This window comes from Streptomyces sp. NPDC090108, from assembly GCF_044747185.1.
In the GTDB taxonomy this organism is placed as follows: domain Bacteria; phylum Actinomycetota; class Actinomycetes; order Streptomycetales; family Streptomycetaceae; genus Streptomyces.
The window spans coordinates 113503-127609 of record NZ_JBIVDQ010000007.1 but is presented as its reverse complement, the minus strand read 5'-3'; the positions used below and the strand labels follow the sequence as shown (position 1 = coordinate 127609).

Genomic DNA, 14107 nt, shown 5'->3' with positions numbered 1-14107 from the left:
CGGAGAAAGGTAGAACAGTGTCGGAACGGATATCGGCGCCATGGGCGAAGTCCCGTGGGGATGAGGACGCCGTAGTGCTGGACGATGACGCGACTCTGCACGAGATGGGTTATCCGAGAAAACTCACACGCCGATTCAAGGCGTTCGACAATTTCGCGATCTCCTTCACCATCATCAACATTCTCTCAGGAATCTTCTCGTCCTTCGGATACGGAATGAACGCGGGTGGACCCCGCATTCTCGTGTTCGGCTGGATAGGCGTCTCCATCATGGTGCTGTTCATCGGCGCCGCCATGGCGGAAGTCGCGTCCGCCTATCCCACGAGCGGCGCGCTGTATTTCTCCGCGGGCAAACTCGCCAAGCGCCACAAGGGTGCCTGGTCGTGGTTCACCGGCTGGCTGAACTTCGTCGGTCAGATCGGCGGCACGGCCGCCACCGGTTACGCGGCCGCCACCTTCATCCAGGCGTTCGTCGCCCTGCAGTGGACCTCGTACGAGCCGACCGTGCACCAGACGATCCTGATCACCGCCCTGATCATCGTGCTGCAGGGACTCGCCAACACCTACACCGTGCAGCTCGTCGCCCTGCTGAACCGCATTTCCGTGTGGTGGCTGCTGATCGGACTCGTGGTGATCGTGGCCGCACTCATCGTGATGCCCGATCACCATCAGTCGGCGTCCTTCGTGACGCATTTCGAGAACAACACCGGCTTCACGAGCGGCCTTTACGGCGGCATGCTCGGCCTGCTCGTCACCAGTTGGACCTTCACGGGCTTCGACGGCAGCTTCCACATGTCCGAGGAAACGGTCCAGGCCACGGTCAACGCGCCGAAGGGGATCACCCGTTCCATCGGCTATTCGGCGATCACGGGCCTCATCCTGATGCTGGCACTGGTCTACAGCATCAGTGACTACGACAAGGTGGCCGGCTCCTCCGCTCCGCCCGTCCAGATTCTGATCGACGGTCTCGGACTGGGCATGGCCAAGGTGATGCTGCTCATCGTCATCGGCTCGATGCTCTTCTGCGGCCTCGCCAACCTCACCAGCAACACCCGGCAGATCTTCGCCTTCTCCCGGGACGGCGCCATGCCGGGCTCCCGCTGGTGGCACTCGGTCTCCTCGCGCACCCGCACCCCGGTCAAGGCGGTGTGGCTCGCGGTCGCCTGCTCGCTCGCCCTGGTGGTGCCGGGCTGGTGGTCGCACACGGCGTTCACCGCCATCGTCAGTGTCAACGTGGTCGGTCTGTTCCTCGCCTACGCCGTGCCGATCTTCCTGCGGCTGCGGCTCGGGAACGACTTCCAGCCCGGCCCGTGGCACCTGGGCCGCTGGGGCAGGCCCATCGGCTGGGTCGCGGTGATCTGGACGGTGCTCAGCAGCGTCCTGTTCATGCTGCCGCAGGCGTCGCCGATCACCGTCGACTCCTTCAACTACGCGCCGATCGCGCTGGCCGCCGTCGTCCTCGTGGCCACGGTGTGGTGGTTCGCCACCGCCCGCCGCCGTTTCCAGGGCCCGGTCAGCTACGGACGCCCCGACGAGGTCGCGGCGATGGACCTCGTCTGACGGCTCCGGGCCGGTTCCCCGGCCCGTCCCGTCCGGCCCACGGCCCCGGTGCGCGGCGACCCGCCCGCACCGGGGCCGTCCCGTGCGCGGCTGCCCACCGTTCTGTGCCGGGGCCGTCCCGTGTGCGGCTGCCCACCGTTCTGTGCCGGGGGGCCCACGGCCGCCCGCCCCGCGTGTGAGCGCGCGTTCTTTCAGCGGACAAGACCAATATTCATGGCGTGGCATGTGCTGAAGTGCTGGCAGGGGCATGGCAGCTGTTCCATAGTTGGCCCACAACCGCGCAGCGGATCGGTCCCGACCCGGACACCTGGGGGAGTCGCACCCATGAGCCAAGCCCAACAGCCTTCCCGCAGAGCCGTCCTCGCCGCCGCGGTCGCGGCCGCGGTGGTGGGAGGTACGGTCCCCGCGGCCGCCGCCACCGCGAAGGCGCCCGCCGGCGGACACCCCGGCCCGGCCCCGGCCCGGCCCATCGACCACCACTCCTGGACCACGTACCAGGACTGGCGTCGTGGTTCCCGAGAAGGCACGCGGGCCGTCTCCGGCCCCCGCCCCGGCCTGGTGATCGGCGCCGCCGCGGGCCGCACCGACTACACCGACCCGCACACCGGCACCACCGCCGCCTGGGACTACGCCACCTGGACCTCCCCGGTCCACACGCTGGGGGTGCCCGCCACCGAGGTCATCGCCTCCTGGAACGCGCACACCCCCGACGGCACCTGGCTCCAGGTCGAGCTCCAGGGCACCTACACCGACGGCACCGCCACCCCCTGGTACGTGATGGGCCGCTGGGCCGCCGGCGACCAGGACATCAAGCGGACCTCGGTGGACGACCAGAGCGACGGCAAGAGCTCGATCTGGACCGACACCTTCTCCATCGACGACGCGAGCACCGGCCTGCGCCTGGTGTCGTACCGGCTGCGGCTGACGCTGTACCGCAGGCCGGGCACCCACCTCACCCCGACGGTCTGGCGGATCGGCGCGATGGGTTCCGACATCCCGGACCGCTTCACCGTGCCCGCCTCCGCCCCCGGCCTCGCCCGGGAACTGGCCGTCCCGCGCTACTCGCAGGAGATCCACAAGGGCCAGTACCCGCAGTACGACAACGGCGGCGAGGCCTGGTGCAGCCCCACCTCCTCCCAGATGATCATCGAGTACTGGGGCGGCCGGCCCACCCCCGAGCAGCTGTCCTGGGTGGACCCCTCCTACGCCGACCCGCAGGTCGATCACGCGGCCCGGTCCACCTACGACTACCAGTACACGGGCTGCGGCAACTGGCCCTTCAACGCCGCCTACGCCGCCACCTACCCGGGCCTCCAGGGCGTCGTGACCCGGCTGGCCTCGCTCACCGAACTGGAGAGCCTGGTCGCGGCGGGCATCCCGGCCATAACGTCCCAGTCGTTCCTCAAGACCGAGCTGACGGGCGCCGGTTACGGCACCTCCGGCCACCTGATGACGGTGATCGGCTTCACCCCGGACGGCGACGTGATCGCCAACGACCCCGCGTCGCCCAGCGATCCGGAGGTGCGCCGGGTGTACGTCCGGCGCGAGTTCGAGAACATCTGGCTCAGGACCAAGCGATACGACGCAAACGGCCAGGTCAGAAGCGGTACGGGTGGCGTCTGTTACCTCTACTTCCCCGCCAACCCAGCACCAAGTCAGCACCGCGCGCTCGCTAAGGTCGGCGTTCGCTGACCGTGGGTTCGTCGAAGGCCTGCCGGACCACCTCCCGGCACCGGTCGGCGCCATCCTGAGTGACGTGTCCGTAGAGGTCCACGGTCACGCTGATCGTCCGGTGCCCCATCCAGCGGGAGACTTCATGGATGGGGACACCGTTGCTCAGCGTGACAGTGGCCCACTTGTGCCGCAGGTCGTGCGGTGTGTATGCAGGCAGCCCAAGCCGATGAATCGCGCGGTTCCAGGATTTTCGGACGAGGTCCGGGTTCACCATCCCCTCCACGTTGTTCACGATCGGAAGGCGAGGAACGAGGGCGTGGAATGATTCCGGAATCGGAACATCTCGCCACTCCCCTTCTTTTCGGTGCTTCAGTGGGGCGTAGAACGCCTCGTACTTGCCACAAGAACCTTTCGTGCGAATGACCTGTCGACGTACACGAAGAATCCCGTCTTGAATATCTTCGGAGAACACGCCCAGAGCTTCACCGATGCGGAGTCCGGACAGAGCCATCAGCCACACCGCGGGTGAGAGCCTCGGGCCTATCGCGTCAGCGAGGAGGGTAATCTCGGCCCTGGACGGCAGAGCCCTCTCGTCGACGCTCTTCGATGGGGCAGAAGGCAGTTCCGAATTGATTACTGGACTCTCGCGGATGCGGCGGTGACGCGTTGCGTGGGCGAACAGTCCGGACAGTGGGATGCGGCGTGTCTCCATGGTGTTGGGGGAGGCGCCGGCACGCCGCCAGGCAGCGTAGAGCTTCTCTATGTCCTCGGTGGTGACGGCCGCGATTGTCCGACCGCCCAGGTGCGGGATGACGTGGAGACGCATGATCCGCTCGTACGCCTCTGCCGTCGAAGGAGCCACCTCCTTCGCATCGAGCCACTCCTCTGCATACTTGCGCACGGAGATGCGGCCGGCCGCCGGATCGATGTACACGCCCTCCCGCTTGTCATTCTCGACCTTCGTTGCGAAGTCGGTGGCATCTCGCTTGCGTTCGAAGGACTTCTCACGCTGCCGGGCCGAACGTCCCCCGGGTTCGCGGTATCGAACGGTCCATCGCCTACCGCTTCCTGAGCCGTTGTCGATGATCTGCGCCATGTGACATCACCTTTCGCCAGCCTCGCCTGTGACGAGCCTCTTTGCGCGTCGGTGGTGATGTTATGGATTTTGACGGCCGTGCCAAATCGATTCTGAGTCGCTGCTGCCACAGTGGGAGTACACGTTCCGATATCCCCGTCGCAACCAAGTGCCGGACCGGGAAGTGCTGTGCGGGATCTTGTATGTGCTGCACACCGGGATCCAGCGGTGGACTCCATACGGGCCCCTAACGAGCTCGTGCACGGTAGGCGGTGAGGCATCGAGCACGTGATCGTCGATCATGGTCGAGTGGTGGGGAGCGTGAGTCGTGCAGCGATCATCGGCGACCGGAGGATCACGGGCCTGTCGGTCGATGTGATCGCTGAACTTGTCGCTGAGATAGGCCCGTTGTGGCACGAGCGGCACCACGCCAAGCTCGTGTCCAGACCGCGTAAGCGGGCCGTAGGCGCCGGTGCGAAGCACCAGTTGGTGTTCGCCGACCGGCTCCTGGCCACGCTCGTGCATCTCCGCCATGCGGCCACGCACGACGTGTTGGCCTGCTGGTTCGGCGTGGACCGCTCCACCATCACCCGGGCCATCGGCGAGGTGCGGCCACTGCTAGCCGAACGGGGGTGCACTGTCGGCCCGGACGTGCGGCTGCGGACCCTGGCCGAGGTTGTTGACCATCTCGGTGCCAGCGGGACGACCGGGATCATCGATGGCACCGAGATCCGGGTCCGGCGCCCGGCTGTCGGGCGCAAGGACCGGGACAAGTTCATCTCTGGCAAGAGCAAGCAGAACGCCGTCAAAGCCATGGTGGTCACCGACGGGGACGGACGCGTGCTGTTCTGTAGCCCGACCAAGCCCGGTAGCTGTGCGGACATCACCCAGGCCCGTCAGTTGGGGCTGGTCAGGCTCTTGGCCGATGGGCCCGCGGTGGAGATCCTTGCCGATGCCGGCTACCAGGGCCTGGGCGCGCAGACCGGTGGACGGGTAGTGACACCACCGCACCGTAAGTTCAAGAAGAACGCTCCGGACTGGTACGAGGAGATGTACGCGAGGCAACGCAAGGCGCACTCCTCGCGACGCATCCGCGTCGAACACGGCATCGCCCACCTGAAAAACTGGCGAGCACTGGCCCGTCACCTCGGCCGCCGCGAGCACATGAGCGACACCGTCCAAGCCATCGCCGCCCTGCTGTCCCTCCAGCAGACCGTCGACCTGACCTCGGCACGGCAGAGATGAACACCGAGCCCCGTCGAAGTCCGCTACGCCTCACCGCCTACCGTGCACCAGCTCGTTAGTCGGTCGACCGGGGTCGGGCAGGCTCAGACAGTGCTTGATCACCGACGGGCATGGTGCCCCGCTCATCACGCTGTCCTGCGGCAACCGCAATGACGTCACCCAGTTTTTGCCGATACTGATGCAATTCCGCCTTTCCGTGGCCGGACCGGCAGATCTTGCCGTGCCCCGTACTCTCTGTTCGCCGACCGCGGCTACGACGACATCCTGCGCGCGCCTTCGGGGGACCATTCCCGCAGGCGCGGGGACCACCACGGCGATCGAGGGCGGTGTCCGATGATGACGGGACCACCCCCGCAGGCGCGGGGACCACATGAACCCCGCCGAGGGGCCGATCGGGACCGCGGGACCACCCCCGCAGGCGCGGGAACCACGAGAAGGCCACCTGGGACGGCAGGCCCTACGTGGGACCACCCCCGCAGGCGCGGGGACCACGGCAACACCTACGCGCGGCTGGAGGCCGGGCAGGGACCACCCCCGCAGGCGCGGGGACCACCTTCTGCGTCCAGCCGTCCCCCGCACTCGCCCAGGGACCACCCCCGCAGGCGCGGGGACCACGTCAACGCCTCCAGTTCGGCGATCCGATCCCGGGGACCACCCCCGCAGGCGCGGGGACCACCGTCCGGCGCGGACGCGGTCGGCTGGGGCTCGGGGACCACCCCCGCAGGCGCGGGGACCACTACGCGGTTCCGCCGACGACCCTGGCCAAGTTGGGGCCACCCCCGCAGGCGCGGCGCACCACTCATCAAGTGGTGCGCCGAATACAAGATCCAGAGGGCCACCCCCGCAGGCGCGGGGACCACGCGCCGTTCAAGCACGTCGCGCTCACGACGATGGGGCCACCCCCGCAGGCGCGGGGACCACCGGGTCTACCGGTCCGGGCACGGCTGGGGCGAGGGGCCACCCCCGCAGGCGCGGGGACCACATCCTGGAGTTCCAGCGGAACCTGGCGCGCGGGGGGCCACCCCCGCAGGCGCGGGGAGCACCTCGGTGAGGCGCTCAAGAGCATCGCCCCGGTGGGGCCACCCCCGCAGGCGCGGGGACCACGGCACGAAGCGTACGTCGACCTCGACACCACAGGGGCCACCCCCGCAGGCGCGGGGACCACTCGACCTCGGTCAGACCGTCGATGGGGTCCGCGGGGCCACCCCCGCAGGCGCGGGGACCACTGAGCCGAGAAAGCGAGAACGCACATGGCTCGGGGGCCACCCCCGCAGGCGCGGGGACCACGGACAGCTCCGGCGCAAGCACCGAGTGCGGGTGGGGCCACCCCCGCAGGCGCGGGGACCACATGCACCTGCGCAAGCGGGAGGATCACGGCATGGGGCCACCCCCGCAGGCGCGGGGACCACCACCCCGAGCCCGACACCGATTTGACCGGGCTGGGGCCACCCCCGCAGGCGCGGGGACCACATTACCCGCCGACGGCGGTGTCGAAGATGTCCGGGGCCACCCCCGCAGGCGCGGGGACCACAGGCAACGACCTGCGTCTTCTTCCTAGAAGCGCCCCGTTTTTACTCGCTTACCGAAAGTCCGGCTAATGGGACGTACAGGGCGTCGGCTGGTTGTGGCGGTCATCGTCCGAACCTCCGTCGCTTTGCCGCTTTGCTCCAGCCCTGATGCGGCGGTTCGGTCGTGGGGCGGGGAGCTGTCGGGTTTGCGGGTCGGTGGAGGAGTGTGAGGCCTTCGTGGTCGGTGGGGTGCCAGGAATGGTCGTGGGTGCGGAAGGTGAAGCCCTGTTCGTTGTTGGTGTGGTAAGCGAGCAGGGCGCGTCCCTGACTGGAGTATGTACGGACTTCGTCCCAGAGGATGTCGCGGACGCGGGCGGTGGGTGCTCCCAGGAAGACGCCGGGGGAGATTTCCAGAAGCCATCGGGTGAGGAATCCGCGCAGTCCGGCGGGGCAGTTGGTGAGGACGATCACGGTCACCAGATCGGCTCGTCCCCGTAGTTGCGTCCACCTTCCAGCAGGTGGCCACTGTCAGACTGGAGGCCCACACGGTCTGCTTCGGTGGTTGCTGCGGAGTCCTTGTACTGGAGTAGCCGCGTGATGTCGTTGGCGCAGCGATTGAGGAGGTGAGTCTTGTTGATGTGGTCGCGCAGGGCTCTTCGAGTGCGAGTGGGCACGTCGTCCTCACCGGACGCTACGGCGTCGAAGGCAGCAGGGATGGCGATCTCGGTCTTGTACAGGTCGGCGATGTCCAGGACGAAGGAGCGCTCATGTCCGGAGTGGACGAAGCCGAGTCCGGGGGAGCATCCCAGTGCCGCGACGACGGCGTGGGCGACACCGTACAAGCACTGGGCTGCCGCAGTGACGGCCTGGTTGGGGGCGTCGGCCGCTGAGAAGTCGTCCTGATGGTAGTCGCGGCGGCGCCAGGTGACGCCGGTACGGGCTGACTCCTGGCGGTAGCACTCCTTCACGCGACGGCCCTCCATCCGCAGCAGTTCGTCGCGGGTGCGGCCCGAAGGGTCCTCGTCGGGGAAGCGCAGGTGGTACATGGCCCGGGCCACCTCGACACGCGTGCGGCGATTCGCCCACGCGGTGGCCTGTGCCTCAAGCAGTCCCGAGGAACGGGTCAATGCACGGCCGCCGGCGTAGTAGCGCACACCGTGTTCACCCACCCACACCACTGCGGCGCCGCTCTCTCCGAGGAGTGCCATGGCCTGATGGGTCACTCGGGTGCCGGGTCCGAGCAGTAGGGCGCCGATCGTGGCAGATGGGATGTGCGTGACGCCGTCGGCGTCTGTCGCCGTAATGGCGTTGTCCTCGCGGTGGACCGTGCAACGTTCGAGATAGAGGAACGAGATCCGATCGCCTACGCGGGTGAGTTGGCTCGGCGAGGAGAGGCTGCGTTTGCTGACTGAGCTCATGGCCTCACCGCACAGGGGCCAGCGTCATCAGGCCGCAGCCGTAGGCTTTGGTCTTGCCCAGTCCGTGGGTCAGTGTGCGGCGGAAGGCTGTGAGGTCGGTGATCTGAAGCCTGCCGTCGAACGTGACACGTGTGAAGCGTACGTCTGGGGAGGTTTGGCCGCGTCCATCCTTTGACCGTCCCAGGCTGGCCGGGGTAGCGCCTACGCCTGAGCGCTTGCCGAACTGTAGAGGCGCCCGGTCGTGTACGAGCACCTCGTATCTCTCCGCGCCCGTGTCTGCGGCGTCCTTGACCGGCCCCGGTACCACGGCGAATCCCGCCCGTTCAGCGTGCTTGAGCAACCAGCCGATCTGATGGCGACGCGAGACATGAGCGGCGCGTTTGGTCGGTGTCCCGGGGACGTGGTGTGAGTGCCGGTCAGGCACCTGTCGATGCGTGATCAGGCAGCAGGCGAGCCTGAGGAAGGCTTCGTGGATGTCGGCCCGTCGCTCCCAGCGAACGCGGAGGCGTTTGAAGCCCTGAAGCCAGGCGAAGGCGCGCTCGACCACCCACCGGTAGGCGCCCAGACCGCTGCCGTGGAGCGTGCCGCGTCGGGCGATGACAGGGAGGATGCGGCGGGCCCGGACCTGATCGCGGTAGACATCGTGGTCGTAGCCGCGGTCCGCGAAGACCGATTCGGGCTTGCGACGGGGCCGCCCGGACCTGCCTCGGACTGGTGGGACGGCGTCGAGCAGAGGCATGAGCTGGGTGACGTCGTTGCGGTTGCCACCGGTGAGGATGACCGCGAGCGGGGTACCGTGTCCGTCGGTGATCAGGTGGTGCTTGGAGCCCGCCCGTCCCCGGTCGACTGGTGACGGGCCTGTCTGGAGCCCCCTTTTAACGCTCTGACGTGGCTGGAGTCGACGACCGCTCTCGACCAGTCGAGGCGGGCCGCGGCGTGCAGCTCAGCCAGCAGCACCTCATGCAGCCGCTGCCAGACCCCGGCCTCGTTCCAGTCCCGCGTAGCCGACGCCAGCACGTCATACCGGACCCGAAGCCGAGCTCCTGCGGCAGGTGTTCCCACTGAATACCGGTATGCAGTACGAACAGGATCCCGCACAGTACCTGCCGGTCCGGAACCGGCTTGCGGCCCGGGTACCTGAACCGCCTCTCCCGCTTCGGCAGGAGCGGCTCGATCCGCTCCCACAGGTCATCCGACACGATCCACGGCGAAGCCCCCATGGCCCGGACAACTCCGAACCCGCCGAGCGGACACGGGCACCAGACCTGATCCACCTCATTGTGTTAGGCGTTCTAAGTGGCTCTGTTCACCAGTTTCGGTTCTGGCGCAACTTTTGTGAAGCGACGCCGCGCGGGCTCGGCCGCGAGGCTGGCCCACCCCCTGACGTGCCCGTTCTCCGACGTCACCGGACTGATCCGCCGAGCAGCAATGGTTCACCACGGACGTTGAGCCAGAACCCGAGAACCGGGTTCTGGAACACATTCCGTGAGAGTGCTGGACGCGTCTCTTCTGATCGGCAGACTGGAGCGATGCGGATAGAGAGCGTCGTCGAGATCCAGGCAGTCCGGCTCGCCGTGACGGTCGGTGCAATCGTCGTTGCTCCCGTTCTGTTGGTCGCCGGGACTCCGTTGCGGCGCCGCATGCTGCGCCGCTACTACCGCGAGGACGGTCCGGGGCTCGTGAGCAAAGAGGACGGTTGGGTGAGCCTGGGGTACTTGGTCGTCACCAACACGGTTGTTCGAGCCCTCTGCTGGCCGTCGGATTACGCACTCCGACGGCTTCGTCCTGCCTGAGCAGGACGGTCATCGGGCGGCGGTGAGAAGTACCCGTTTCCGGAGGAGCGGGAGCTTGGCGCGGCCGAACATCTGGCGTTTGATCATCTTGATGTGGTTGACCCGGCCTTCGACTGGGCCGGAGTTCCACTGGCTGGTCAGGCCTTGGACGACGGCGTCCCAGTCCTTCTCCAGGCCGGTGGCGAAAGAGTGGAGGTCGGTAGTTCCTCGGCTCGCGCGCTGACGACCCAGTTCTTCAGATGCTGGCCGGTGCGGGTGGAGAGGATCTCGGCGAAGCTGCGGACGAGACGGTGGGCTGTCGTGAGTTCCGGGCAACGCGTGAGGACTCCAGTCAGCTGTTGGTCCTCACTATCCGAGAGCCGGTCGGGGTGACGCATGATCCACCCGGTGACTTGCCGGACTCCTGGCGGCGCGGGCCCGACGACGCGGCACCAGACCCTGGCGCCGGTGTAGCCGGGCGGGGGTCGAGCAGCGGACCGAGTTGAAGCTGATCGTGCGGTCCGAGCCGACCACCCTCTCCTCGTCCAGCGCGAGCGGCTCGACGAGCAGGATGTGCAGCGTGGTGCGTTCGATGTCGAGGCGGTCCGCCGGTATCTGTCCGGTCGCCCGGTGGCGGCGCGTGTTCACCGTGTCGCACCAGACCCGGCAGGCACCCGCGAGCTCCGCGAAGGAGTCGCAGGCAGGCAGCAAGCGCATTCGTGGGGACCAGGTCGGCCTTCGCGATGCAGACCGTGGCCTCCGCGCTGGGGCAAGATCGTGTGGGCCGGCTCGGAGGGGCGCGGGTGACGTCGGAGAGCCCCCAGCCGCAGTGCGGGCCCGCGCTCGTCTGTTCCAGCTGGTTGAACTGTTCGGCACGGACGGGCGCCTGCGGTTCAGCAGGACCCCTGCTGAACCCGGCCTGCGCGCCGTCGGCGGAGAGCCCGAGGACGACGAGCGGAACTGACCGCCCCAGGGCGCGGCGAAGCCCCAGCTGGTGAAATCCACTGAGCCGGGTCTTCGCCGTCTCACGGGCGTCTCACACGCCGTGATCCGGCGGACGTCGGAGGGGGCCGTTCGTGATCGTCCGGACAGGTGGATTCCCCCGCGCCGGCACCGCGCGCACGCGCCACAGCAGACCCTTGCTACGTCGGCGACGGCTTGATCGGCTTGATGATCGGCGCGCCGTCTTTGTCGGTCATGAAGTCGCGGTGGACCGGCTTCTTGTCCGTCGGCGCGGGAAGGCCCGGGCACGCGATGCCGTCGCCGTCCCGGTCGAGTCCGTTCGGGTCGAGTGAGTCAGCTCGCAGCACCGCCTGCGCGTCGGCCTGGGACTTGAACGTGTCGCAGTCGACGACGTGTCCCTTGTGGACATATGGAGCGACGTCGAACGTGTGCTTCGGCGGGCTGTTGCCGCCGCACGCGGTCAGTGTGATCGCCGCGAGCGCGCCGACCGCCGTGACGGAGATACGACGACCCGGCAGCGGCCGGTGATCCAGGCCCTTGGGGGGGTTGCGCGGCTGGTCCGACATGCCTCTAGGCCGTTCCTGTCCGATACACCGCGACCGTTCCGTTCGCCAGATCGACCGCATACACCTTCCCCGTAGTGTTGTTCGCTGCCACCGCGGAGAACTGGCGGGGCGCGCCGACCGGGTCCTGCGGCAGCAGCGTGCCGCCGTCGACCGGCCCGAGACCGCCCGGCGCACTTTGTGCGAAGAAGATCCTGTTGAAGTTTCTCAGCACGGTCAACTGGTGCGCAATGTTCCCCCGGGCAGATGCACCTGCGCAGGCTGGTGCTTGCCCCGTGACCGTCGTCCCGACGATTCGGTCGATGCGGCCCCCATTACCGCTGCAGTTCGATCCACCGTTCAAGTGGACGTACACCGCCCCTGCCGCGGAGCTGTAGACCGCGACTTGGGCCGCGTAAGTCGTTCCCACTGGGTCGGTGATGTCTGTCGAAGTTCCGCCGCTGGGGTTGATCACGATCGTTGTCGCGACGGTTTTCCACTGACCCGACGGATCCGCCGGGTCCGGAACACACTTCCTGGTAAAGAGGTAGACCAGGTTGCGGCCGGGATCGACAGCGACGGTGCCACGAGCGCTGCCCCCAGCGAGGAAGTTCCCGGCGTTGGTGCCGCAGGCTTTCGTTGTCGGAAACTGCGCTATGATCCTGGCGTCGTGGGTCTGCGACGAGATGGCGAAGACACCGATGCCGGCATCGGCGCTCGCTCCGTTGCCGAAATTCGACTTTGCGAAATACACCGTGTGGTGCACAGCGTCAAAGGAAAAATCCATTCCCGTGCTTGTGCTCACGATTCCCCTGGCGGGCAGTGGGATCGGCGTCGCCGACGAACCCCCAGCCGGAATGTAGGCGACCGCCGGGGCGCTCGAGCCGCCGCCGCCGACGTAGACGTCGCCGTTCTCGGGAGAGACGGCCAGGCCATCGACGGTCGTCGTATAGCCGCTGACGCGGGTCACTTGATTGGCACTGGCTGTGTCGATGATCGCGACGCCGCCCGTACCTCCGACATAGACCCGCCCCGTGCCCTGATCGACCGCGATACGGGTCGGGCTCGACACAGCGCTGGAGACATCGACCGGATTACCGATCGGGGTGTCGGTCCTGCCGTCGATCACGGTCACGCTGTTGTTGTCGCTGGCCACGACATACACACGATTGGCCTTCTCGTCGACCGCGACGTCGGTCGCATTCGCGCCCACCGGGATCGCGTCCGCTCCGGACTCCGTCGGCGCGGAGGTGTCATAGAGCGTGAACGACGACTTCTCACCCCGGCCGCACTTGTTCTCCTCGCCGACCGACACCACGTTGTAGACCGGATCGCTCGACAACAGCCCGTCGGCTTTCAGATCATCGGCTGTCCCGTAATGTCCGTGCCGCGCGCAGTAGGACTCTTCCGCTGTCCGTAGCGTGGCCGCGTCCGCGGCGACCGCGCTCTTGCGGCCCTTGTCACCGATCCCCCTGACGGAGAACACCACGATGGCGGCAAGCACGCCGAGGATCACGATTACCACGAGCAACTCGATCAGCGTGAAACCGTCCTGACGTCTGGCACGCAACGAGAACAGCCGGTGATCCGATGTCATGACAGTCGCGGCTTCCTTCGATCGATGGGGCACCTTCGGTCCGAGCACGCGCGCGAGCCCTTGTCGCGTCACGACGTGCCCCGCCGCACGGGCTTGACGTCTTTGGGTTTCGGCAGATCCGGACACGCGATGCCGTTCCCGTCGTCGTCGAGGTGATTCGGGTCGGCCGGCGCGAAACGCAGGACGGCCTGCGCGTCCGCCTGGCTGGCGAAGTCCCGGCAGTCGTAGGCGTCACTGCCGTAACGCAGGAAGTAGCGAGCGTCGAAGGACCGCTCCGGCTGCGGGCACAGCGCGCTGCGAGTGTCGCCGGCGCCGCACTTGAAGTGCTGTGCGCGGCCTGCGACCGGTTTGGTGTCGCGTGGTCCCGGCAATCCGCGACACGCGACGCCGCCCCCGTCATCAAGGTGATTCGGATCGCCGGGGTTGGCCCGCAGCACCGCCTGGGCATCCGCCTGACTGGCGAAGTTGATGCACTCGAAGGAGTCGCCGTGGACGGCGTACTCCTTCGCGTCGAACACCTTGCTGTGCGGGCAGAGCGCGGTGCGCGGGGTGCCCGGCGTGCACCACTCGGGGTCGGACTTCTGGGCCGGAGCGGCCTCATCCGAACCGCCTCGCACAAGGGCCACGACGACCAGCGCCACCGCGACCACCGCGAGAACCAGCACACCCCACCTGATCGCGCGCGAGCGCGGCAGTCTGCTCAACAGTGCCATAACCCGTCTCTGCCCATCGTGCCGACGGCCCCTCCCTCGTG

At 67.7% G+C, this 14107-nt stretch carries 11 protein-coding genes, 4 pseudogenes and 1 CRISPR repeat array; of the genes and pseudogenes, 6 read left to right on the top strand and 9 right to left on the bottom strand.

Going from position 1 to position 14107, the window contains the following annotated elements; all coding sequences use genetic code 11:
- Window positions 1-17 precede the first annotated feature (17 nt).
- Both ACIPRD_RS24545 and ACIPRD_RS24540 read left to right on the top strand, forming a co-directional pair.
- Window positions 18-1559, top strand: a complete 1542-nt coding sequence (locus tag ACIPRD_RS24545; RefSeq protein ID WP_356400501.1) for an amino acid permease — start codon at window positions 18-20, stop codon at window positions 1557-1559.
- 324 nt (window positions 1560-1883) lie between these two features.
- The gene (locus ACIPRD_RS24540; protein ID WP_401565980.1) at window positions 1884-3251 is read left to right on the top strand and encodes a peptidase C39 family protein; all 1368 of its coding nucleotides are present in this window, start codon (window positions 1884-1886) and stop codon (window positions 3249-3251) included.
- Here ACIPRD_RS24540 and ACIPRD_RS24535 read toward each other — a convergent pair.
- Window positions 3232-4329 carry a tyrosine-type recombinase/integrase gene (locus ACIPRD_RS24535; protein WP_401565978.1) on the bottom strand — a complete coding sequence of 366 codons (1098 nt, stop codon included), beginning with the start codon at window positions 4327-4329 and terminating at the stop codon, window positions 3232-3234. The genes ACIPRD_RS24540 and ACIPRD_RS24535 overlap by 20 nt on opposite strands.
- Before the next feature lie 94 nt (window positions 4330-4423).
- Between ACIPRD_RS24535 and ACIPRD_RS24530 the strand changes: the two are divergent.
- The 3 genes and pseudogenes from ACIPRD_RS24530 to ACIPRD_RS24520 form a co-directional block, all read left to right on the top strand.
- A pseudogene (locus ACIPRD_RS24530) lies at window positions 4424-4531 on the top strand (IS5/IS1182 family transposase); the annotation flags it as partial.
- A 65-nt stretch (window positions 4532-4596) separates the two neighbouring features.
- The gene (locus ACIPRD_RS24525) at window positions 4597-5553 is read left to right on the top strand and encodes a transposase family protein (protein ID WP_401565976.1); all 957 of its coding nucleotides are present in this window, start codon (window positions 4597-4599) and stop codon (window positions 5551-5553) included.
- Between the two features lie 61 nt (window positions 5554-5614).
- Window positions 5615-5823: pseudogene (locus ACIPRD_RS24520) on the top strand (IS5/IS1182 family transposase); the annotation flags it as partial.
- 10 nt (window positions 5824-5833) lie between these two features.
- Window positions 5834-7084: direct repeats of the CRISPR family, unit length 29 nt; unit sequence GGGGCCACCCCCGCAGGCGCGGGGACCAC.
- A gap of 100 nt (window positions 7085-7184) precedes the next feature.
- On the opposite strand, the gene cas2e reads toward ACIPRD_RS24520, so the two are convergent.
- From cas2e to ACIPRD_RS24500, 4 genes and pseudogenes are all read right to left on the bottom strand, one after another.
- A complete protein-coding gene (gene cas2e, locus ACIPRD_RS24515) occupies window positions 7185-7538 on the bottom strand; it encodes a type I-E CRISPR-associated endoribonuclease Cas2e (RefSeq protein WP_401565974.1) in 354 nt (117 codons plus the stop codon).
- Window positions 7535-8479 (bottom strand): type I-E CRISPR-associated endonuclease Cas1e, encoded by a 945-nt coding sequence (gene cas1e / locus ACIPRD_RS24510; protein ID WP_401565971.1) that lies wholly within the window; start codon window positions 8477-8479, stop codon window positions 7535-7537. The genes cas2e and cas1e overlap by 4 nt, the downstream gene beginning before the upstream one ends.
- 4 nt (window positions 8480-8483) lie before the next feature.
- Window positions 8484-8876: pseudogene (locus ACIPRD_RS24505) on the bottom strand (type I-E CRISPR-associated protein Cas6/Cse3/CasE); the annotation flags it as partial.
- Between the two features lie 30 nt (window positions 8877-8906).
- Window positions 8907-9699 (bottom strand): annotated as a pseudogene (locus ACIPRD_RS24500) (IS5 family transposase); the annotation flags it as partial.
- 309 nt (window positions 9700-10008) lie between these two features.
- Here ACIPRD_RS24500 and ACIPRD_RS24495 point away from each other — a divergent pair.
- Window positions 10009-10272, top strand: coding sequence for a hypothetical protein (locus ACIPRD_RS24495; RefSeq protein WP_401565968.1), 264 nt, complete (start codon window positions 10009-10011; stop codon window positions 10270-10272).
- 348 nt (window positions 10273-10620) lie between these two features.
- On the opposite strand, the gene ACIPRD_RS24490 is transcribed toward ACIPRD_RS24495, so the two are convergent.
- From ACIPRD_RS24490 to ACIPRD_RS24475, 4 genes are all read right to left on the bottom strand, one after another.
- Complete coding sequence (locus tag ACIPRD_RS24490) at window positions 10621-10968, bottom strand: hypothetical protein (protein WP_401565965.1); 348 nt, start codon at window positions 10966-10968, stop codon at window positions 10621-10623.
- Window positions 10969-11393: 425 nt separating this feature from the next.
- Window positions 11394-11780, bottom strand: a complete 387-nt coding sequence (locus tag ACIPRD_RS24485; protein ID WP_401565964.1) for an excalibur calcium-binding domain-containing protein — start codon at window positions 11778-11780, stop codon at window positions 11394-11396.
- Between the two features lie 4 nt (window positions 11781-11784).
- Window positions 11785-13353 carry a prepilin-type N-terminal cleavage/methylation domain-containing protein gene (locus tag ACIPRD_RS24480; RefSeq protein WP_401565962.1) on the bottom strand — a complete coding sequence of 523 codons (1569 nt, stop codon included), beginning with the start codon at window positions 13351-13353 and terminating at the stop codon, window positions 11785-11787.
- 68 nt (window positions 13354-13421) lie between these two features.
- Window positions 13422-14066: a hypothetical protein gene (locus tag ACIPRD_RS24475; RefSeq protein ID WP_356411630.1), complete on the bottom strand. Its 645-nt coding sequence runs from the start codon at window positions 14064-14066 to the stop codon at window positions 13422-13424.
- Between the last annotated feature and the right edge of the window lie 41 nt (window positions 14067-14107).